The organism is Polaromonas sp. P1_E3 (assembly GCF_056405935.1).
Genome location: NZ_JBFUBD010000001.1, coordinates 48,440 through 69,639 on the forward strand (window position 1 = coordinate 48,440; position 21,200 = coordinate 69,639).

The window sequence follows — 21,200 nt, forward strand, 5'->3', positions numbered from 1 at the left end:
ATCAGGGCCATGAAACTCGCCGTCATCTCCGACATTCACGGCAACCTGCTGGCGCTTGAGGCGGTGCTGGCGGACATTGCCGGGCAAAGCGTTGACCAGACCGTGAACCTGGGCGACATCCTGAGCGGCCCGCTGCAGCCTGCGGAAACCGCCGACCTGCTGATGGCTTGCAACTTCACCACCATCCGGGGTAACCACGAGCGGCAGGTGCTGGACTTGCTGGACCAGGGCCAGCATCTCGACCCGCTCGGCACCGACGGCTATACCGCGGGCCAGCTGACGTCGGCGCAGGTAGCGTGGATCAGGTCGCTCCCCGAGCGCCTGGAACTGGCGGACGGTGACGTGCTGCTGTGTCACGGAACGCCCGGCAGCGATTTGATCTACTGGATGGAAACCACGGTGCCTGGTTTTCCTGAAGCGCATCCAACGGGTATCCGGCCCGCCACGGCCGACGAAGTTTTCTTTCGGCTTGGTGACGAGAGCGTCCAGGCGCATTCGCTGGTCCTTTGCGGCCACACCCATGTGCCGCGCATGGCCCAGTGCGGCAACCTGCTTGTCGTCAATCCCGGCAGCGTCGGCCTGCAGGCTTATGACGATGCCTACCCTCACCCGCATGTGGTGGAAAACGGGACGCCGCACGCGCATTACGCGATCGTCGAAAAAACCGCACAGGGGTGGCGGGTGGACCTGCGCGCGGTACCGTATGGCCACATGGCCCAGTCGCATGTGGCGGCCAGCCGGCAGCGGCCTGACTGGGCGTATGCCCTGGCCACCGGTTATATGCCGCGGCCCGGCCTTGTTGCTGGAGCGGCGGCCTGAGACCATCGGCCGGACGCAGTTGCCCCGGTCCGGCTTGCAGGGGAAGATAGGCTGCGGCTTTGCCAGCGTCTTTTCCTACACGGCGGCTTCCTTGAGTGGTTTAGCTTGGAGATCTCATCCATTCAAGGCCGCTCATATGCTGGAAAAACTCCCCGATGCCGTGGGGCACGCGCTGCGCGATCAACGCGCCGGGCTCGACAAGCTTGCGTTCAACCTGTCCGGCCTGCGCACCGGCATGGCGGCCATCGAGGTCAGCAGCATGGCGTTTGCCGACCATGCCCCTATCCCCGCGCGCCATACAGCGGACGGTGAAGGACTTTCTCCACCCCTGCACTGGCACGGCGTGCCTGCGGCAGCTGCGTCGGTGCTCCTGATCGTGGAGGACGCCGACGCCCCTACGCCACGTCCGATGGTGCACGCCATCGCCGTGGATCTGCCGCCTTCCAGGGAAGGATTGGCCGAAGGTGAGCTGAACAGCTCAGACACCGATGACCACGTCCACCTGGGCCGCAACTCTTACCTGCTGTCCGGATGGTTGCCCCCAGACCCACCCCCCGGGCACGGCCCCCATCGGTATGCCTTTCAGGTTTTTGCGCTGCTGCGGGGCGACCCCTTCAGCGGCACGCCGGGCCGGGATGCGGTGCTTGACGCCATACATGAACGGGCCGTAGCGAGTGGATGCCTCATCGGCACCTATGAGCGGCTCGACGGATCGATTCCGGTGAGCGGGAGCCGGGGCAGCCGGGTAAGCGGGGTAGACGGCTGCGCGGTTTCCGCCTTTGGCCGGTAGTGCTACGCAGTCTCCGCAGCCGATGCCGCTTCCGGCCTGCGAAAATGGCGGAATGAACTTCCAGAAAATCATTGTTCCCGTGGCCGGCGTTGCCGCCGTTGTGCTGGCCTACCGCTTTTACGGCTGGGCCGGTGTGATCGCCGCTGCGGGTGCTCTCGTGATGTGGGTATTGCTGCATTTCACCCGAATGATGCAGGTCTTGAAGCGTGCAGCCAACCGCCCCATCGGTTATGTCGACAGCGCGGTCATGCTTAACGCCAAGCTCCGGCCCGGCATGACCTTGCTGCATGTAGTGGCCATGACGCGGGCGCTGGGCCAGCTGCAGTCGGCCAAAGACGAACAGCCCGAAATCTTCCGCTGGACGGACGGTTCCGAGTCGCACGTCACCTGCACTTTTGTGGGTGGCAAGCTGGCCCACCATGAGCTCTTTCGTCCCGCGCCCGCCGATTCGCCCGACGCCGGGGACGCGGCGTCGCCCGCACCGTAAAATCAGACTTTCGGGTTTTCCGGCTGCTGCGGGTGGTAGCCGGTGGCCCCTTCCGGTACAAAACGCCCCGTCCACGACATTCAAAACAGGATCAGTATCATGTCCCCAGTAATTCCCTCCATGGCAGACCGCGACGGCAAAATCTGGATGGACGGCCAGATGGTCGACTGGCGTGACGCCAAGATTCATGTGCTGACCCACACGCTGCATTACGGCTGCGGCGCGTTTGAAGGCGTTCGCGCCTATAACGGCGCCGGCGGCACGGCGATTTTCCGGCTCGAAGAACATACCGAGCGCCTTTTCAACAGCGCCAAGATCCTGCGCATGAAGATTCCTTTCAGCATGGAAGAGGTCATGGAGGCGCAAAAGGCCGTAGTGCGCGAGAACAAGCTTGAAAGCTGCTACCTGCGCCCGTTGACCTGGATCGGCTCGCAAAAACTCGGCGTCAGCCCCAAGGGCAACCAGATTCACCTGATGGTGGCGGCCTGGGCCTGGGGCGCCTACCTCGGCGAGGAAGGCATGAAGCGCGGCATCCGCGTAAAGACATCCAGCTACACCCGCCACCACGTCAACATCACCATGACGCAGGCCAAGGCGGTGAGCAACTACACCAACTCCATCCTCGCCAACATGGAAGCGCTGGACGACGGCTACGACGAAGCGCTGCTGCTCGACGCGTCGGGATTTGTCAGCGAAGGTGCGGGCGAAAACATTTTTGTGATCAAGGGTGGCGTGGTCTACACGCCCGACTTGTCCGCGGGGGCTCTCAACGGCATCACGCGTAACACCATCCTGCACATCTGCAAGGACCTGGGCCTGGAGCTCGTGCAAAAACGCATCACGCGCGACGAGGTGTATATCTCCGATGAAGCGTTCTTCACCGGAACGGCCGCTGAAGTCACGCCGATTCGCGAACTCGACCGCATCGAAATCGGCGCCGGTTCGCGTGGACCGATTACCGAGAAAATCCAGAGCGCGTTCTTTGACATCGTCAACGGCCGCAATCCCAAGTACGCCCACTGGCTGGCCAAGGTCTGAAAGCCCAAGGAACATCATGAGCAAGGTCGAACATAAGGCAGTGGTGGAACTCCTCGCCAGCGAACTGAACAGCTACGGTGGCGTTTATTGCCCCAATCCCAAGGCCAACATGGCCCTGTGGAACTCTCATCCCAAGGTGTATCTCGGCGTGGCCGATACCGGCCAGGTCACCTGCCCCTACTGCGGCACTCTTTACAAGCTCAAGGACGGCGAGCACTTCGGCGCTGGTCACTAGCGTGTCGGACCCCCTTCAAGCGGCCGCCGCGGAACCGGCTTTGCCGGGCCGCAAGCGGCGCCCCCTTGGGGGGGAGGCCGCCGAAGGCCGCATCGGGGGGGAGTCGCTAATAGTTGCGCCGCAATGGATTGGGGACGCGGTGATGACAGAGCCGCTGATGCGCCGGCTGCATGCGCGGGGCGAACGCCTCACGGTGGGAGCCTTGCCCTGGGTGGCGCCGGTCTACCGGGCCATGCCCCAGGTGGCCGATGTCATTGAATTTCCTTTTGCCCACGGCGGCCTGCAGTTCCGCGAACGGCGGGCGATTGCCAAACGCATCGAGGGCCGTTTCGACAAGGCGTATGTCCTGCCCAATTCGCTGAAAAGCGCGCTGCTGCCTTTTCTGGCCAGCATCCCTGAGCGTATTGGCTATTTTGGCGAGGCGCGCGTAGGCTTGTTGACCCATCGGCTCAAAAACCCCAAGAACAAGCCACCCATGGTGGCGTTCTATTCCGCGTTGAGCGGCGGGGCGGACCTCGACAAGGACCGGCCGCAACTGCAGATGGCGCCAGCCGACGTTGAGCAGGCGCTGGCGGAACTTGGCCTGCAGCGCGGCGGCTATTACGTCTTTGCGCCCGGTGCGGAGTACGGTCCTGCCAAGCGCTGGCCTGCGCGCCACTTCTCGGAGCTTGCGGCGCGGCTGGCTTTGCCTGTGGTGTTGCTGGGCTCCGGCAAGGAAGCGGCGCTCTGCGAGGAAATTGCCGCGCCCGTGAACGCGGTGCAGCCCGGCAAATGTCTGAACTTCGCAGGCAAGACCTCGCTGGTGCAGGCGCTTTGCCTGATTGCTGCGAGCCAGAGCACCGTCAGCAACGACTCTGGGCTGATGCACGTCGCTGCGGCCTTCGGTGTACCCCAGGTGGCGATCTTCGGTTCGTCCAGTCCGCTGCACACGCCGCCCCTGAGCGACAAAGCTGCCGTGCTGTGGCTCAAGGCCGATGCGGCCTATCAGCCTCCGCTCGATTGCGCGCCCTGCTTCGAACGTGAATGCCCGCTGGGCCATACACGCTGCCTGAACGACATTGGTGCCGAGCGGGTGCTGGCGGCGCTGCCACCGCTTCCCCGGGCGGCAAGTTAGGCCGGGTCAGGCGGGGAAGGCAGCCAGCGGCGAAAAACCCGGTTTGCCCTGGGTCGGAGTGCGCGCCACATTCATCACCCAGCACACCATCACAAAATAGCCGGCGAGACTGACCAGCTCGACCACACCCTGTTCGCCGAATGTATCCACTGCTGCGGCATAGGTGGCGTCGCAGCAGCCATGCTGGCGCAGCACTTCGTATGTCAGGTCCAGCGCGACGGCTTCATCGGCGGCCAGTTCGCGCGGCTGCCTGCCATCGGCGATCGCATCAATCGTGGACTGTGCCACACCCGCGGCGACTGCCAATGGCGCGTGCATCAGCCATTCAAACTGGTTGGCGGTATGGCGCGCCGCCACGCAGGTGACAAGTTCGCGGATGCGGGCGTCCAGCGCGCTTTCAAAGCGCAGGTACGCCCCCACGTCGCCGATGCGGCCCATAAGCTGCGGGCTGCGCAGCAGGGGAATGAACGGGCCAAACACGGCCTTGCGCGGCCCGGCGATCAGTGCGTCCGCAGCCTCGCGCTGCGCAGGCGACATAGCCTCCCGCGGCATCAGCGGCATGCGGTCTTCGGCGGGGGAAAAGAAGCCTTGGGGGACTGCGGGAGGAGAGGGCGTAGTGGCGAAGCTCATGATTTTCCTGTGGATGGCTGGATCCGCTAGCGTATCAAAGCCCCCTGTTGCCGGGTTCCGGGCAAAAAAAAGCCACCGCGAGGTGGCTTTTGCAGTGCTTCCGTCAGGAAGATGTCGTTGGAATCATTGAAATGCTTCGCCGACGTTTTCTTGTTCCCTTTTCCCTCATCCAGCGTTGTGACAGCAACGGGAGAAAATATCGCGGATTGCCGCTGGACTGACCATTCTCCAAATAGAGGAGACCACGGGTTTTTGTCGCCCGGCGACGAGTTTTCGTGACTTAATTCACGTTTTTGGATGGGCAATCGGCAATTCCACCACAAAGGTTGCACCGCCCCCCGGCCGGGCCTCGCAACGGACACTACCGCCGTGGCGTTGGCTGATGGATTTGACCAGGGCCAGCCCCAGTCCCACGCCGCCTTCTCGCTCGCTGGCGCCTGGCAGGCGATAAAACGGCTCAAAGATACGCTCACGCTGCTCGGCTGGTACGCCCGGGCCGCGGTCATGGACCTTGACCACCGCCAGCTGTCTGGCGCCGGTTCGGACCTGAGCCAGCTCCAGGCTGATCTCGCCATTGCTGTAGCGCCGGGCGTTTTCCAGCAGGTTGCGGATCAGCCGCCGCAGGAGGCGCGGCGAGCCCTGTACCGTGAGGCTGTGGCTGGGGGCGTCCATGCCCATGCCAGCGCTGTCCGTGTTGCCCAGCTCCGCGCTCAATTCAGCGTTGACGCGCGCGCATTCTTCGGCGGCCAGGCCGGTCAGGTCCAGCGTTTCAAAAGGCTCCGCGTCGGCCTGCCTGGCATCGAGCCGGCTCGCCAGCAAAATTTCGTCAATCAGCTGGTCGAGCTCGGAAATGCTGCGCGAGATTTCCTGTCGCTGCGGCGATGCGGCGTCAGTGCCCATCAACTCCAGTCCCATGCGGATGCGGGCCAGCGGCGAACGCAGTTCGTGCGACGCGTTGGCCAGAAGCGATTTATGCGACTCCATCAGGGTTTCAATGCGCTCGGCTGCGTGGTTGAAGCGCTCCGCCAGAAAGGCCACCTCGTCCTTGCCATCGGCGTTAACGCGGGCCGAAAGATCGCCAGCGCCCCATCGCTCCACGCCGCGCTGCAGGGCTTCCAGCCGCAAGGTCAGCCTTCGCATCACTGGATAGGCCCCCAATGCCACGGCCAGGCCAACGACGACCAGCATCCAGCCAAAACCAAAAGGGGGGCGGTTCCACGGATTGCTGCCCGGTGGGCGCTTGGGCCGCGGCATCACCAGGTTCAGCGTCTGGCCGTCTTTGGTCAGCACGTCAAATTCGAGGCCATCACCGGGTTTTCGGTCTGGCTTGGTTTGCGCGGTACCGATGACTTCGCCCTTGCCGTTGTGCACCAGCACTTCGCGTATCGGCAACTGCGGCGGGTCAGCGCTCAGGCGCCATGCCGCGCCCACCAGAAAGGTAAGGACCAGGACTGTGGCGACAACAGCCAGCCAGATTCGCACATAGAGGTGCGAGGTAAAACGTCCCCACATAAGAATCTAGTCCTGCTGCTTGGCGAACACATAACCGACGCCCCGCACAGTGAGAATGCGCTTGGGGTCTTTCGCGTCAGTCTCGATGGCGCTGCGGATGCGGCCCATGTGGACGTCGATGGAGCGGTCGAAAGCCTCGAGCTCGCGGCCGCGCACGGCTTCCATGATCTGGTCGCGGCTCAGCACGCGGCCCGCACGTTCGGCAAGTGCCACCAGCAGGTCGAACTGGTAGGACGTCAGCTCGCACAGGTTGCCGGACACCGACACCGTGCGTGCATCGCGGTCGATTTCCAGCGAACCGAAGCGCATGACCTTGTGGCCGCCGCTGGAGACTGCCGCGCCTGTTTCGCCGCCCCGGCGCAGCACAGCCCGGATGCGTGCCAGCAGTTCGCGCGGCTCGAAAGGTTTGGGCAGGTAGTCGTCAGCACCGATTTCCAGCCCGACGATGCGGTCCATAGGGTCGCCTTTGGCCGTCAGCATCAGCACGGCGGTGTTGGCGTTTTCGCTGCCCTGCCCCTTGATGCGGCGGCATACTTCCAGGCCGTCCATGTCGGGCAGCATCAGGTCGAGGATGACCAGGTCGGGTGTTGCGGCTTCCAGCGCTGCCAGGCCCGCGGCACCGTCGGCCGCGTGGGTAAAGCCGTAGCCCGACTGGCGCAGGTATTCGCCCACCATATTGGCCAGGCGGGTATCGTCTTCAATCATCAAAAGCTGTTGGGTCATGGCGGTCCTCGTATGCAGGTGTTCCACCCTGGGGGTGGGTTCACAATGAAATTCATGGTGCGCCGGGCGCAACAATCCCGCTTGAAGCCACCGTAAAGTTACGGTAAACCGGGTAGCGAGCCTCCAGCATACTCCGTGCGAGACACGCCTGCCACGGTGCAGAACTGCTATGAAATTAATAGCTGCTTGCGCTTATCCCTTATCGGTCTGCGGCGCTTTAAGCCTTGAGGCAAAGCCCACCAGAACCAGTACCGGCAGGCCCAGCAAGGCGGTTGCGGTGAAGAAGTTGCTGTAGCCAAAGGCATCCACATACTTGCCCGAATAACCGGCCAGGAACTTGGGCAGCAACAGCATCATGGAGCTGAAAAGCGCGTATTGGGTGGCCGAGTAATTGATGTTGGTGAGGCTCGACAGGTAGGCAATGAAGGCGGCCGAGGCGATACCGCTGGAGAGGTTGTCTGCCGAAATCACGAAGATCAACGCGTTGACGTCGTGTCCGCGCGTGCCCAGCCAGGCAAACAGCAGGTTGCTGGCGGCACTCAGCACGGCGCCCAGCATCAGCACGCGCATCACGCCGAAGCGCATGGCCAGCGCGCCACCCACGAAGGCGCCGGCCAGCGTCATCACCACCCCGTAAATCTTGGTCACCGCGGCTACTTCGTCCTTGGTGTAGCCCATGTCGACATAGAACGGGTTGGCCATGATGCCCATGACGACGTCGCTGATGCGGTAGACCGCGATCAGCGCCAGTATCAGCAGCGCCTGCTTGCCGTAGCGGCGCAGGAAATCGGCGAACGGGTCAACGAGCGCGGTTTTAAGCCACTCTGCAGCGTTGCGCGATGGTGCCAGCGGACGCGGCGCTGGTTCAGGTGACAGCAGTACGGTCGCCATGCCCAGCAGCATGGAGGCCGCCATGGCCAGGTAGGCTACTTGCCAGGCGCCGTGCTGGTAAGCGGCGGCATCACCGACGACCTCGGCGCGCGCTGCAATCCACAGTGCCCCGGCGCCGGCCCAGATCATCGCAATGCGGTAACCCGTCTGGTAGGCGGCAGCCAGTGCGGCCTGGCGCTGGATGTCCGCCGATTCGATCCGGTAGGCGTCCAGCGCGATGTCCTGGGTGGCCGAGCCGAATGCCACGGCCAGCGCACACCACACCACGGGTTGCAGCGCCAGTTTCGGGTCCGTGAGGGCCATGCCGACAAGCGCCGCCACGATGACCAGCTGCGACAGCAACAGCCAGCTGCGCCGGCGTCCCAGCAGGCGAGTGAGCAATGGAATGGGCAACCGGTCCACCAGCGGCGCCCATACCCACTTGAAGCCGTAGGCCAGCCCGACCCAGCTCAGGTAGCCAATGGTGGTGCGGTCAATGCCGGCTTCGCGCAGCCAGAAGCTCAGCGTGCCAAACACCAGCAGCAAGGGCAAACCGGCGGAAAAGCCCAGAAACAGCATGCGCAGCGTGGCGGCCTCGGCATAAACATGCCAGACATCGCGCCATGCGGGCTTGGGCGCGGTTTTCACGGGGAGAGCTGTGGATGCCGCGTCGGGGACCGTGGCAGGAGTGGATACCGCCGAGTCGGGGGAGGGGGTTTTGTCTGACATGGGTATTTTGATTTGTGACTATTATTCACCCATGTGCTTTTTATGCGAGGCCAAACACTCTGCCTGGGCTGGCCGCCGGGCGTTCCTGCTGGCTGCCGGCGGCGCCGCGGCAGCGGCCGTCACCACCCCGCTGCTTGCACAGGTCGATGTGGGGCCGTCGTCGGGACTGCGCAAGCTGATTCCTGCCGAGGAGCTGGAAAGCGCGGCCACGCAGGAATACGCCAAGCTGCTGGCCGAAGCGAAGTCCAAAGGAGCCCTCGCCTCGCCGGGCAATCCCCAGCTTCAGCGCATACGCGGCATTGCCACGCGGCTGGTGCCGCAGGCCGCGCAGTGGAACGACCGTGCCAACCAGTGGCGCTGGGAGGTGAACCTGCTGGGCAGCAAACAGATCAACGCCTTCTGCATGCCCGGGGGCAAGATCGCTTTTTACACCGGCATCATTGACCAGCTCAAACTCAGCGACGACGAAATCGCCATGATCATGGGCCATGAAATGGCCCACGCGCTACGTGAGCACGCGCGTGCCCGTATTGCCAAAAGTGCCGGAACCGGGCAACTGCTTTCCCTGGGTGCGCAGCTGCTGGGCCTGGGCCAGCTCGGCGACGTTGCGGCCAACATCGGCACGCAGTTGCTGACGCTACGCTTCAGTCGCGAAGACGAGACAGACGCCGACCTCGTGGGTCTTGAGCTGGCCGCGCGCGGCGGCTATAACCCGCAGGCTTCCGTCAGCCTCTGGGAAAAAATGGCCCAGGCCGGTGGCGGCGCCAGCGGCCCGAGCTTTTTGTCGACGCATCCCACAGGCCCTGAGCGCATCCAGCAGCTGCAGGCCAACGTTCCCAAGGTGCAGGGCCTTTACCAGCGCGCTCGCGGCTGATCCGTCTGGCCCTTGGTGACCGGTTTGACGCAGCGCGCCGCATTTTTCACGCGCACCTGGTGGCGGGCCTTCCGGCCGGGGCGTACCCGCATCAACTCACGCGAGCGGCTGCGCATTGTCGTTGGCTCGCTGCTGGGTATTTTCGTGACGGGGTTGCTGTGCCATCTGGGCAACCGCCTGGTTCCCGGCCTGCCCTGGCTGGTGGCGCCGCTGGGCGCCAGCGCCGTGCTGGTCTATGCCGTGCCGGCCAGCCCGATGGCGCAACCCTGGAATGTGGTGGGAGGCAACACGCTGTCGGCGCTGGCAGGTATTGCGGGCGTGCACGGCATGCATCTGCTGGGCTCTGCGCAACTTGCCGCTGCATTGGGGGTAGGGACTGCCATCGCGCTCATGCTCGCCCTGCGCTGCCTGCATCCGCCAGGGGGCGCCACCGCCTTGATGATGGTGCTTGGCGGCGTCTCCGAGCCGCTGTTTGCCTTTTATCCCGTGATGCTCAACTCGGTGTTGCTGGTGGCCGTGGGTGTTGCCTATAACAACGCCACACGGCGGGCTTATCCCCACACGCAACTGGCGCCGCCAGGGCCGGCGCCGTCCGCAGAAGACCGGTTGCTTGATGCAGATCTCGACGCCGTGCTGGCGCGCTACAACCAGGTGCTGGACGTCAGCCGTGACGACCTCAAGACGCTGCTGGCCGAAACCCGGTTGCGCGCCTACGACCGCAAGCTCGCCGAAGTCCGCTGTGCCGACGTCATGTCGCGCGCTCTTGTCACCGTGGAATTCGGCACGCCGCTGGAAGAGGCCTGGGCCTTGCTCAGGGAGCGCCGCATCAAGGCCTTGCCGGTGGTGGACCGCAGCTTTCGCATCGCCGGCATCATCACGCAGGCTGACTTCATGCGGGCGGCGGAACTTGATTTATACGAAGGCTTTGACGCCAAATTGAGGCAGCTGGTGCGCACGACGCGCAGTGTGTACTCGGACAAGCCTGAAGTCGTGGGCCAGATCATGACTCGCAATGTGCGGGTGGCCGGGATGCAGCGCCGCCTGGTGGAACTGATTCCGCTGTTCGCCAGCACCGGCCATCACCACATTCCCATCATCGGGGACGGAGAACGGCTGGTGGGAATTATTACCCAGTCAGACGTTATCGCCGCATTGGGCCGGGCTGCTGACCCTTCGGCTTGATGCCTGAAGTAGGCGCAAAAATCGAATGAAAAAGTATTCATTTAAGACGAATGTTTGGGATTTTTCGCGGTAAATCACGGCGTAAGAATTACTGAAGCGCTGATGGAGGTGCTTTGCTCACAACATGCCGCCGGGCGGATTGCAAATCAGGGCCGAACCTCGTACTTGTCCTACGCTGCATTTTGGCCCCTGCACCGTAAGATAAGCCGATGTGCTTTCTTTTTCACCAGCGGCCACCTGCATGCCCTGGCTGCTGGCGTACCAAAGCGGCATGGGGACCGGTCACCGGCTCCCGCTGCGGCCCCGCATCAAACAGTGCGCGGATGGCGCTACATCTCTGGAAGCCATGACGCAACCCAACCCGGCCCTGCTCGCGTTTCTGGAGGAGCAGCGCGCCGATTACACCCGCTCCTTGCCGCGCCGCCGGGAGCAGCTGGCCTCGCTATGGCAACAAGTCCTCAACGGCGAGAATCTGGCGGAAGCCTTGCCAACCCTGGAACGCCACGCGCATAGCCTGGCCGGGTCAGCGGCAACCTTCGGCTGGGCCGACCTCGGCCTGGCGGCCCAGACGCTGGAGCTGGCCATAGAGCCGCATGTCAGCGCGGGGCAACCGCTTTCACCACAGGCGCAGGCCGAAATCGGCCGGGCAGTCAAAGCTTTGCAGCAGCGCTTTCCCGATGCTGCCTGAAATCAGTTTGACCAGATCGTAGAAGGTGCCGATGTCTTCCTCCAACGCTTTTCTGGTCAAGATCAAAATCGGGTTGGCTGCGGGCCTTGTGCTGATGGCCGTCGTCGGTGCGGCCTCGTATACCACCATCAGCCGCCTGATTGAAACCACCCAGTCGCGCGTCCGCACGGAGGATTCGCTGGTGATGGTGGAACGGGTGGTATCGGGCATCAAGAATGCCGAGGCTTCCCTCAGGCAGTATCTGCTGAGTGGCGATGAAACCGACCAGGCGAATTTCGAAAAAGCGCTCGCCGACCTGGCCGTGACGACAGCCAAGGCGCGAAGCGCCAACCGGATGCCTGAGCTGGCTGAACTTGAGCAGTTGATTGCGCGCCGCACGGCGGTTGCACGGCAGACAATCACGGCGCGCAAGGAGGCCGGCCAGACACAGGGCGCCGCCATTCTCGGCGCGCCCGAAAGCCGGCTTTCGAGACAGCGCACGGACGAGCTGCTGGAGCGCGCGCGCAACCGCGAGGCGCGCGTGTGGGAAGTTGCGCAAGCCGCGGCCGAACGCGATGCCGCGTGGGCGCAGAGCCTCATCGTTACCGGCACCCTGCTGTTCTTTGCCATGTTGGCCTGGATGGCTTATGTGGTCAAGCATTACGAGCACATGCGTGAGCGCGGGGAGGCTCAATTGCATGACAGTGAGGTGATGAGCCGCAGCATCACTGAGGGAATGGTCGAGAGTGTGATCACCACCACGTCCGACGACATCGTTCTGGAAGCCAACGCGGCGGCTTTGCAGCTCTTTGGTTACGAGAAAAGCGAGCTGGTCGGCCGTGATGTGTCGGAGCTGGTGCCGCCAAGGTTTCGCCAGCAGTACAAGGATTTCACTTCCATGATGCGGGAGCAGCCGGAGACGTTCCGGATATCCGGGCAGGAAGTACGCGCCATGCGCAAGGATGGCAGCGAGTTATCGGTGAGCGTGTCCTTCAGCGATGTGCAGGTCGGCGGCCGCCGCCTTTTCACCGCCTTGATGCATGACATTACCGAGAGCAAGCGCATCAGCAAGGCCTTGCGGGCGAGCGAGTCCCAACTGCGCCAGGTCACCGATACGGTGCCAGCCCTGATTGCCTACCTCGATACGGAGCAGCGCTTTCGCTTTCATAACCGCGCTTACGAAGCCGCGTTCGGCCTGAGCTTCGAGCAGATCGACGGACATCCCCTGGTCGATGTCCTGGGCCCGCAGATTTATGAAACCGTCCGGGAGAAAGTGCAGGAAGTGCTGGGCGGCAAGCCGGTCCGCTACGAACGAACCCAGGTGACGCCGGAAGGCGAGCGCAGGCATTTCGCGATGCAATACTTCCCCCGCTACGGTGAAGGCACTGCAAAAGACAAGGTCATCGGGTTCTTTTCAATGGGGACAGACATCACCGAGCTCAGGCGTATTGACCGCATGAAGACCGAATTCGTATCCACCGTGAGCCACGAGCTGCGCACGCCGTTAACCTCGATACGCGGCTCCCTGGGGCTGATTTCCGGCGGTGTGGCCGGCGAACTGCCCGCGGCAGTGAAGAACCTGGTGGGCATTGCCCAAAGCAATTGCGAGCGCCTGATCCGCCTGATCAACGACATCCTGGACAGTGAAAAGATCGAATCCGGGAAACTGCGCCTGGACTTGCAGGTCGTGGACTTGCGGCAACTGGTACAGCAGGCGCTGATTGCCAACGAAGGCTTTGCGACCCAGCACCGGGTCGAGCTGGTGATGCGGGCACCCGATGACGTCCTTCAGGTCCGGATTGACGCTGACCGCATGACCCAGGTGCTGACCAATCTTTTGTCCAACTCGGTCAAGTTTTCGCCGCCGGGCAGCCCTGTGGAGGTCAGGTTGTCGCGCTCCGCACAGCGGGTGCGCGCTGAAGTGGTGGATGTCGGCCCCGGCATCCCCGAGGAGTTCCACAGCCGCATATTCCAGAAATTCTCACAGGCTGATTCTTCCGACACCCGGCAAAAAGGTGGAACCGGCCTTGGCCTTAATATTTCCCGTGCGCTGGTGGAGAAGATGGGCGGGACGATCGGCTTTAAGAGCATCCCGGGCGTGGGGACTACTTTCTTTTTTGAACTGCCCGAATGGACTAATCCCGTGCCCCTGCTGCAACCCGTGCGGATGCAGCCGGCTGTTTCTACCCGGCCCCGGATCCTGATCTGCGAGGGTGATCCCGATGTGGCCAGGCTGATCAGCATGATGCTGGGCAAGGCAGGCTTTGACTCCGACATGACCCATAGCGCCGAGCAGGCGATGGCTTGCCTGGAAAACAACACCTACGATGCGGTGACGGTGGACCTGAAACTGCCCGGTCAAAACGGCGTGGCCTTCATCGGCCTGCTGCGTGAGGATGAACGGACTCGTCACTTGCCCGTCGTGGTGATTTCGGCCATGGCTGAGCAGGGCCAGCTGCAATTCAACCGCAAGCCGCACACGGTTTCTGACTGGCTGAAAAAGCCGATTGACGAGCAGCAGCTCATTCAGAGCCTGCGCCGGGCCGTCGTCAGCCTGGACGAAGGCAAGCCGCGCATTTTGCATGTCGAAGACGACCAGGATATTCAGCAAATCACGGCTGCCATCGCGCAGGATTTTGCGAACTTCGAATTTGCCACCACCCTGGACGGGGCGCGTGCCCTTTTGCGCCAGCATTCTTTCGACCTGATCCTGCTGGACCTGTCGCTCGGCAGCCATTCGGGCTGGGACCTGTTTGAGGATATCGACGCTCTGGATCCACGCCCGCCGGTGATCGTTTTTTCGGCCGGCGACGTGGACCCGGCGGATGGCAAGCAGGCCGATGCGGTGCTGGTCAAGGCCCATACCTCCAATACCGAACTGCTCAATACAATCCAGCGTGTGCTCCAGATTCCCGGCGACCCCGGCCCTACCCAATCCCAACCCCTGAGCTAATCCATGACCAAACCACTGACCCGTATCCTGTATGTCGAAGACGAGCCCGACATCCGCATGGTTGCGCAGATGGCGCTCGAAGCTGTAGGCGGCTTCACCGTCATCGCCTGCGCCTCAGGCCAGGAAGCGCTGGATGCCGCGCCCGCTGCCGGGGCTGACCTGCTGCTGCTGGATGTCATGATGCCCGGCATGGACGGACCCAGCACGCTCAAGGGCCTTCGCGCATTGCCGGCCACGGCCGATACACCAGTGATCTTCATGACCGCGAAAGTTCAGGCTGCCGAGGTCGCCGTTTACAAGGGCCTCGGCGCCATGGAAGTGATCCCCAAGCCGTTTGACCCGATGGAGCTGTCAACGCAGATACAGCGCATCTGGGCAGCACAGTAGAGCCCCCACGGTGGAGTAGAGCCCCCACAGTCGTTCACTGGCGTGTAACTCCTTGCCCCCGAGGAGGCCGCCCGCCTGCGGTCTGGCAAAGCCGAGAAATTGGCACACCCCTATCGGGCTCACTGCGTGCAGCCCTTTTCCCCTTGCAGGGGACTGCGCCTGCGGCCCGGCAAAGCCGGATCCGCGGCCCCGGCTGGGTGGAAAATTCAGGGACTAACCAGCGGGGTATTCACCATCAGGGGCCGCGGGACTGGCTTTGCCAGACCGCAGGCGCCGCCCCCTGGAAGGGGGGGACAGGCTACACGCAGTGAGCCTGGGCGGGGGTCAAAGTCCAAACTCGTAGTCCACGCTCATGGGTGCGTGATCCGAAAAACGCTGTTCCTTGTAGATATGTTCGCTGCGTGCCAGTGCGGCGAACGCCGGGGTAGCGAGGTGATAGTCCAGCCGCCATCCCACGTTTTTGGCGTAGGCCTGGCCGCGGTTGCTCCACCAGGTGTAGGCCGCATCGGTGGCTGTGGGCTGAAGCTTGCGGTACACGTCGACCATGCCGCCGCCCTTGAGTGACGGATCTGTGCGTTCTGTCAGCTCCTGCGCGGCTTCGTTGGCCAGTTCTGCATCTCTCAGCAATTCAGTCATCCAGGCACGTTCTTCGGGCAGGAAACCGCTGTTCTTCCTGTTACCTTTGAAGTTTTTCAGGTCGATCTCCTGGTGCGCGATGTTGATGTCGCCGCACAGCACAAAGTCGCGCGTTTCCTTCAGTGCCGCCAGGCGCGGGTAGAACTCGGCCAGAAACCGGAACTTGGCCGCCTGACGTTCTTCGCCTGAGGAGCCGCTCGGAAAATAGCAGCTGATGATGGAGAGCTTGGGGCTTTGCCTGCGCCCAGGCCTGTCAAAGCGCAGTTCCACATAGCGCCCTTCTGCGTCGAATTCGGTGGAGCCGTAACCCACGATGACGTCACTGGGTTCGTGGCGGGTGTACACGCCCACCCCGGAGTAGCCTTTCTTCTCGGCGAAATGAAAATAGCCTTTCATGCCGGCGATTTCCTCGAACCGGCCGCTCATGTCGGCGGCCTGGGCCTTGAGCTCCTGCACGCAAATACAATCCGGCATGGATTGTGCGACCCAGTCCAGCAATCCCTTGCTGGCTGCGGAGCGGATACCGTTGAGGTTGAGGCTGGTTAATTTAAACATGGGACTTTCAGATGAGCACGGCAGGCGAAAAAGGCGATCAGGACAACAAGGACGGTGCGTTGGCACAGGAATTCGTGCAGTTTGCCGTCGAATCGGGGGTGCTGCGCTTCGGCCAATTCAAGACCAAGGCCGGGCGCATGAGTCCCTATTTTTTCAATGCCGGCCTGTTCGACGACGGGGCCAAGCTGGGCCGGCTCGCGCAATTTTATGCGCGCCACTTGCTGGCTGAAGAAAAGCGCAACGGGCTTGAGTTCGACATGATTTTCGGCCCCGCCTATAAAGGTATCCCGCTGGCTGCCGCGGTAGCCGTCGAGCTGGCGCGGCTGGGGCGCAATTTTCCGTTTGCCTACAACCGCAAGGAGGCCAAAGACCACGGCGAAGGCGGCACATTGGTCGGCGCTCCGGTCAAGGGCCGTGTGCTGATCATCGATGACGTGATGTCAGCCGGCACTGCGGCCCGTGAGTCCATCGCCATCATCCGGGCGGCCGGCGCCGTTCCGCATGCGGTGGCGCTGGCGTTGGACCGCCAGGAAAAGGCCACCGAAAACGGTGTGGATGTGAACCACAGCGCTGTGCAATATGTTACGAATCAGTTGGGCTTGCAGGTTTGTGCGATTGCGCGCTTGACCGACTTGCTGCAGTATCTCTCCAGGCAGGGGGGCACGTCGGCAGCAAGCGCTCCTGAAACGTTGTCTCTGCAAGCGCACTACCAGTCGGTGCTGGCCTATCGGGAACGATACGGCGTCAATTAAGGATTCGAATTGCTCCTGCGAACCCCGTTCACGGTCACCTGTATTTCACTCATGTGCCTGGCCGGCCCTGTTTCAGCGCAGAACATCTACACCTGTGTGGACGGCAAGGGCCGCAAGATCACGGCAGACCGGCCGATCATTGAATGCATAGACCGCACGCAGCAGGAACTGAGCCCGTCTGGCCTGGTCAAGCGCCAGGTAGGCCCGTCTCTGACCGCGCAGGAGCGCGCGGCGCTGGAAGAGAAAGAGAAAGCCGCTGCAGAAGCGCGTGCACGCGAAGCAGAGGAAAAACGGCGCGATCGCGCGCTGTTGCTGCGGTATCCGCGTCGTGCAGTACACGACCAGGAGCGCGTGACCGCGCTGGCCCAGATCGATGAGGTCATCAAGGCGGCGAGCAAAAGAACGGTCGAACTGTCCGAGCAGCGCAAGAGCATCAACAGTGAGCTTGAGTTTTACGCAAAAGACCCCGCCAAGGCGCCCCCTGCGCTGAAGCGCAGGATCGAGGAAAACGACAGCAGCGTTCTGGTGCAGAAGAAATTCATTCAAGACCAGGAGCAGGAAAAGAGGCGCGTCAACCAGCGGTTTGATGAAGAGCTGGTCAAGCTCAAGCAATTGTGGGCCATCGCCGGCGCGCCCGCTGTTGGAGCCAGCGGTGTTGCAGCCGCCGACAAAAACTAGCCGGCTGTCTGTGGCTCAAGTGCGGGCCAAAGCGCCTGAAGGTACCTGCAGCACCCTGCTCAATAACCGGCCATCCCGGACTTCAGCCGCGCGGCAGGCCCACCTGGGCCATGTCAGCCCAGCTTCTTCCTGAGCAGTTCATTCACCTGGGCCGGATTGGCCTTGCCCTTGGTGGCCTTCATGGCCTGGCCTACCAGGGCATTGAAAGCCTTGGCATTGCCGGCACGCACCTCTTCGACGTTTTTCGCGTTGGCCGCCAGCACGTCGTCAATGATTTTTTCCAGCTCGCCGGTGTCGCTCATCTGCTTGAGACCCCTGGCTTCGATGATGACATCTACATGGCTACCTTCACCGGTCCACAGTGCATCAAACACCTGCCGGGCGGCATTGTTGGAGATCGTGCCATCGGCAATGCGGCCAATCAGGCCGGCCAGCTGCTGCGCATCGACAGCGGAGGCCTCAATCGATTTCTCCTCGCTGTTCAGGCGCCGCGACAGCTCGCCCATGACCCAGTTGCTGGCCAGCTTGGGTTGCTTGCTGAGGGTCGCCACCGCCTCGAAATACGCCGCTGTGGCCTTGCTTTGCGTGAGCTGGCCGGCATCGTATTCCGGCAGCGCGTAGTCGGCCACAAAACGCGCCGCCATCACGCGCGGCAGTTCTGACATGTCGGCGCGGGTCTTCTCCACCCAGTCGCGGCCGATCACCAGCGGCGGCAGGTCCGGATCCGGGAAATAACGATAGTCCGCGGCGTCTTCCTTGGTGCGCATCGAGCGCGTCTCGCCCGTGTCCGGATCAAACAGCACAGTAGCCTGCTGGATGGCGTGACCGTCTTCGATCTGCTCGATTTGCCAGCGAACTTCGTAGTCAATGGCCTGCTGCATGAACTTGAAGCTGTTCAGGTTCTTGATTTCGCGGCGCGTACCCAATTCGGCACCGGGCTTGCGCACCGACACGTTGGCATCGCAGCGGAAGCTGCCTTCCTGCATGTTGCCGTCGCAAATGCCGATCCAGGTGACGATCTTGTGCAGTTCCTTCGCATACGCCACCGCCTCGGCGGACGAACGCATGTCGGGTTCGGTCACGATTTCGAGCAGGGGCGTGCCGGCGCGGTTCAGGTCGATGCCGCTCATGCCGATGAAGTCCTCGTGCAGCGATTTGCCGGCATCTTCTTCCAGATGGGCGCGTACCAGCCGCACCGAACGCTTCTCGCCCTCCAGGAAAAATTCCACCACACCGCCTTGCACCACCGGAATCTCAAACTGGCTGATCTGGTAGCCCTTGGGCAGGTCGGGGTAGAAGTAATTTTTGCGGGCAAACACGCTTTGTTCGGCGATGTGCGCGTTCACGGCCAGGCCGAACTCGATGGCCCGTTGCACCGCGCCCTTGTTCATCACCGGCAACGCGCCGGGCAGGGCAAAGTCCACGGCAGAGGCCTGCGTGTTCGGCTCGGCGCCGAATGCGGTAGAGGCGCGGCTGAAAATCTTCGACTGTGTGGTCAGCTGCGTGTGGGTTTCGAAGCCGATGACGACTTCGTAGCCTTGAATAAGTTTTGTCATTTCGTTTCGGGCTTCACGGGCGATGGGGCGGGGCTTGAAGAGCGCAGGAATTCATCGTAGGAGATGGCAAATACACGGTCGGAAAACTTTCGCTCTTCTCCGGCGGGAAGGCTTCGGTTCTTCAGGAAGTTGGCCGYCCTGCGGGCGTGGGCGTCGGGGTTCAGAAACGGATCGTCAAAGGAGCGGCCCATTTTCTCCATGCCTCTTTTGTGGGAGACAAACAGGATGAGTCCGACACTGTCTTCGGCCAAGCACCGTTCGGCTTCCAGAATGAACGCATCGATGTTGGGTTTTTGATCCGCTCCCAGATAACAAGCCTCAATGCTTTTCTGAAGGGCAGGTGCGCCAGATGTGAAGAAAAGTTCTTTGGCAGCGTGTGCCGACGCACGGATATGCGCTTCGTGTGCTGCGTTCTGCGCCGCTACGCTTCCGGTGAAAACGGAGAGCGCTATCCAGGCAAAGGCGTAACGAAGGCGAAGCATCAGTGTCCTCCTGGCGCTCTTTGGTGCCAGTCGGTAACCAACTGAAACTGGTGCGCGGCGCCCAGCAGCTGTGCTTCCTTGAAGTAATTGCCGATCAGCTGCAGGCCCACGGGCATGCCGCCCGCGCCAAAACCTGCCGGCACGCTCATGCCAGGCAGACCGGCGAGGCTGGACGAGAGTGTGTAAATGTCCGCGAGGTAGTTGGCCACCGGGTCATCGGATTTCTCGCCGATCTTCCACGCTACTGTGGGCGAGACCGGTCCGGCAATGATGTCGCACTGCGTGAAAGCTGTCTGGAAATCCTGCGCGATCAGGCGGCGGATTTTCTGCGCCTTGAGGTAGTAGGCGTCGTAGTAGCCGTGCGACAGCACGTAGGTGCCGATCATGATGCGGCGCGTCGCCTCGTCGCCGAAGCCTTCGCTGCGCGACTTTTTGTACATGTCGTTGAGGTCGGTGTAATGCGCCGCGCGGTGTCCGTAGCGCACGCCGTCAAAGCGGCTCAGGTTGCTGCTGGCTTCGGCCGGCGCAATGACGTAGTACACCGGGATGGACAGTTCAGTGAGCGGCAGGCTCACGTCAACCAATGTGGCGCCCAGCTTCTCGTATTCGGCCAGCGCGGCGCGTACGGCGGCCAGCACGTCAGTCGCGCAGCCTGCGCCGAAGAACTGTGTGGGCAGACCGATTCGCAGGCCTTTCAGGGGTTTTGCGCCCGCGGGCTGTGCGCCAGCAGCTATCAAATCTGTAGCGTAGTCGGTGGCGGGCAGGTCCAGTGACGTCGAGTCGCGGTCAGGATCAGGCCCTACCATGGCCGACAACAGCAAAGCGCAGTCAAGTGCGCTGCGCGCCATCGGGCCAGCCTGGTCCAGGCTGGAGGCAAACGCCACCATGCCGTAGCGCGAGCAGCGGCCGTAGGTGGGCTTGATGCCTGTGACGCCTGTCAGCGACGCAGGCTGGCGGATTGAACCGCCGGTGTCGGTGCCGGTGGCGGCGGGCACCAGGCGGGCGGCAACAGCAGCCGCGGAGCCGCCGGACGAGCCGCCCGGAATGCGTTCGAGGTCCCAGGGGTTTTTCACGGGCTTGTAGGCACTGTTGTCATTGCCGGAACCCATGGCGAACTCGTCGCAGTTGAGTTTGCCCAGCGTGACCATGCCGGCGCCTTGCCGGCCGTCACTTCCGCCGCCCAGCCTGCCGACCACGGTCGCGTCAAACGGACTGCGGTAGTTCTCCAGCATTTTCGAGCCGGCCGTCGTGGGGAAATCGCGTGTGACGAAGACGTCCTTGTGCGCCAGCGGCACGCCCAGCAAGGGTGTGCGCTCGCCAGCGGCCAGGCGCGCGTCCGCGGCTTTGGCCTGGGCTAGCGATACGTCTGCGTTGGTGGCCAGGAAGGCACCCAGGTTTTCCTGTGCGATGCGCGCCAGGAAATGCTGCGTGACCTCGACGCTGGAGACTTCGCGGGCGGCCAGCCTGGCGGCCAGCTGGGCAACGCCCAGGTCGTGCAGGTCGGAAGAAGCGGAAGCGGATGTCATGCTGC

At 62.7% G+C, this 21,200-nt stretch carries 22 protein-coding genes; 13 read left to right on the forward strand and 9 right to left on the reverse strand.

The window, feature by feature from the left end; all coding sequences use genetic code 11:
- The first annotated feature begins 9 nt into the window (after positions 1-9).
- From AC1D0Z_RS00230 to waaF, 6 genes are all read left to right on the forward strand, one after another.
- The gene (locus tag AC1D0Z_RS00230; protein WP_477656233.1) at positions 10-819 is read left to right on the forward strand and encodes a metallophosphoesterase family protein; all 810 of its coding nucleotides are present in this window, start codon (positions 10-12) and stop codon (positions 817-819) included.
- A gap of 136 nt (positions 820-955) precedes the next feature.
- On the forward strand, positions 956-1,609 hold the full coding sequence (locus tag AC1D0Z_RS00235) for a YbhB/YbcL family Raf kinase inhibitor-like protein (protein ID WP_477656234.1): 654 nt from the start codon (positions 956-958) through the stop codon (positions 1,607-1,609).
- Positions 1,610-1,661: 52 nt separating this feature from the next.
- Complete coding sequence (locus tag AC1D0Z_RS00240; protein ID WP_477656235.1) at positions 1,662-2,096, forward strand: glycerate kinase; 435 nt, start codon at positions 1,662-1,664, stop codon at positions 2,094-2,096.
- A gap of 99 nt (positions 2,097-2,195) precedes the next feature.
- Positions 2,196-3,134, forward strand: coding sequence for a branched-chain amino acid transaminase (locus AC1D0Z_RS00245; protein WP_431098974.1), 939 nt, complete (start codon positions 2,196-2,198; stop codon positions 3,132-3,134).
- Between the two features lie 16 nt (positions 3,135-3,150).
- On the forward strand, positions 3,151-3,369 hold the full coding sequence (locus tag AC1D0Z_RS00250; RefSeq protein ID WP_477656236.1) for a zinc-finger domain-containing protein: 219 nt from the start codon (positions 3,151-3,153) through the stop codon (positions 3,367-3,369).
- 91 nt (positions 3,370-3,460) lie between these two features.
- Positions 3,461-4,483 (forward strand): lipopolysaccharide heptosyltransferase II, encoded by a 1,023-nt coding sequence (gene waaF / locus AC1D0Z_RS00255; protein WP_477656294.1) that lies wholly within the window; start codon positions 3,461-3,463, stop codon positions 4,481-4,483.
- Between the two features lie 6 nt (positions 4,484-4,489).
- Here waaF and AC1D0Z_RS00260 read toward each other — a convergent pair whose 3' ends face one another.
- The 5 genes from AC1D0Z_RS00260 to AC1D0Z_RS00280 form a co-directional block, all read right to left on the reverse strand.
- Positions 4,490-5,113: a carboxymuconolactone decarboxylase family protein gene (locus AC1D0Z_RS00260; RefSeq protein WP_477656237.1), complete on the reverse strand. Its 624-nt coding sequence runs from the start codon at positions 5,111-5,113 to the stop codon at positions 4,490-4,492.
- 26 nt (positions 5,114-5,139) lie between these two features.
- A complete protein-coding gene (locus AC1D0Z_RS00265; protein ID WP_477656238.1) occupies positions 5,140-5,418 on the reverse strand; it encodes a hypothetical protein in 279 nt (92 codons plus the stop codon).
- Entirely contained in the window at positions 5,399-6,625 is a 1,227-nt protein-coding gene (locus AC1D0Z_RS00270) for an ATP-binding protein (RefSeq protein ID WP_477656239.1), read from the reverse strand. Before AC1D0Z_RS00270 ends, AC1D0Z_RS00265 begins: the two co-directional genes overlap by 20 nt.
- A gap of 6 nt (positions 6,626-6,631) precedes the next feature.
- A complete protein-coding gene (locus tag AC1D0Z_RS00275) occupies positions 6,632-7,348 on the reverse strand; it encodes a response regulator (protein WP_477656240.1) in 717 nt (238 codons plus the stop codon).
- Between the two features lie 192 nt (positions 7,349-7,540).
- Entirely contained in the window at positions 7,541-8,947 is a 1,407-nt protein-coding gene (locus AC1D0Z_RS00280; RefSeq protein WP_477656241.1) for an AmpG family muropeptide MFS transporter, read from the reverse strand.
- 31 nt (positions 8,948-8,978) lie between these two features.
- On the opposite strand from AC1D0Z_RS00280, the gene AC1D0Z_RS00285 reads away from it, so the two are divergent.
- The 5 genes from AC1D0Z_RS00285 (at position 8,979) to AC1D0Z_RS00305 (ending at position 15,010) form a co-directional block, all read left to right on the forward strand.
- Positions 8,979-9,821: a M48 family metallopeptidase gene (locus AC1D0Z_RS00285; RefSeq protein ID WP_477656242.1), complete on the forward strand. Its 843-nt coding sequence runs from the start codon at positions 8,979-8,981 to the stop codon at positions 9,819-9,821.
- A 24-nt stretch (positions 9,822-9,845) separates the two neighbouring features.
- Entirely contained in the window at positions 9,846-11,003 is a 1,158-nt protein-coding gene (locus tag AC1D0Z_RS00290) for an HPP family protein (RefSeq protein ID WP_477656295.1), read from the forward strand.
- A 346-nt stretch (positions 11,004-11,349) separates the two neighbouring features.
- Positions 11,350-11,691, forward strand: coding sequence for an Hpt domain-containing protein (locus AC1D0Z_RS00295; protein ID WP_477656243.1), 342 nt, complete (start codon positions 11,350-11,352; stop codon positions 11,689-11,691).
- 31 nt (positions 11,692-11,722) lie between these two features.
- A complete protein-coding gene (locus tag AC1D0Z_RS00300; protein WP_477656244.1) occupies positions 11,723-14,623 on the forward strand; it encodes a PAS domain S-box protein in 2,901 nt (966 codons plus the stop codon).
- A gap of 3 nt (positions 14,624-14,626) precedes the next feature.
- On the forward strand, positions 14,627-15,010 hold the full coding sequence (locus AC1D0Z_RS00305; protein ID WP_477656245.1) for a response regulator: 384 nt from the start codon (positions 14,627-14,629) through the stop codon (positions 15,008-15,010).
- A gap of 324 nt (positions 15,011-15,334) precedes the next feature.
- Here AC1D0Z_RS00305 and AC1D0Z_RS00310 read toward each other — a convergent pair whose 3' ends face one another.
- Positions 15,335-16,201, reverse strand: coding sequence for an exodeoxyribonuclease III (locus tag AC1D0Z_RS00310; RefSeq protein ID WP_477656246.1), 867 nt, complete (start codon positions 16,199-16,201; stop codon positions 15,335-15,337).
- An 11-nt stretch (positions 16,202-16,212) separates the two neighbouring features.
- On the opposite strand from AC1D0Z_RS00310, the gene pyrE reads away from it, so the two are divergent.
- Both pyrE and AC1D0Z_RS00320 read left to right on the forward strand, forming a co-directional pair.
- On the forward strand, positions 16,213-16,953 hold the full coding sequence (pyrE, locus tag AC1D0Z_RS00315) for an orotate phosphoribosyltransferase (RefSeq protein WP_477656247.1): 741 nt from the start codon (positions 16,213-16,215) through the stop codon (positions 16,951-16,953).
- Positions 16,954-16,962: 9 nt separating this feature from the next.
- Entirely contained in the window at positions 16,963-17,631 is a 669-nt protein-coding gene (locus AC1D0Z_RS00320) for a DUF4124 domain-containing protein (protein ID WP_477656248.1), read from the forward strand.
- A 113-nt stretch (positions 17,632-17,744) separates the two neighbouring features.
- Here AC1D0Z_RS00320 and gatB read toward each other — a convergent pair whose 3' ends face one another.
- From gatB to gatA, 3 genes are read right to left on the reverse strand one after another with little or no spacing between them, the layout of a single operon-like run.
- Complete coding sequence (gene gatB / locus AC1D0Z_RS00325) at positions 17,745-19,187, reverse strand: Asp-tRNA(Asn)/Glu-tRNA(Gln) amidotransferase subunit GatB (RefSeq protein WP_477656249.1); 1,443 nt, start codon at positions 19,185-19,187, stop codon at positions 17,745-17,747.
- A complete protein-coding gene (locus AC1D0Z_RS00330) occupies positions 19,184-19,669 on the reverse strand; it encodes a hypothetical protein (protein WP_477656250.1) in 486 nt (161 codons plus the stop codon). The genes gatB and AC1D0Z_RS00330 overlap by 4 nt, the downstream gene beginning before the upstream one ends.
- Positions 19,669-21,195 (reverse strand): Asp-tRNA(Asn)/Glu-tRNA(Gln) amidotransferase subunit GatA, encoded by a 1,527-nt coding sequence (gene gatA / locus AC1D0Z_RS00335; RefSeq protein WP_477656251.1) that lies wholly within the window; start codon positions 21,193-21,195, stop codon positions 19,669-19,671. The genes AC1D0Z_RS00330 and gatA overlap by 1 nt, the downstream gene beginning before the upstream one ends.
- Between the last annotated feature and the right edge of the window lie 5 nt (positions 21,196-21,200).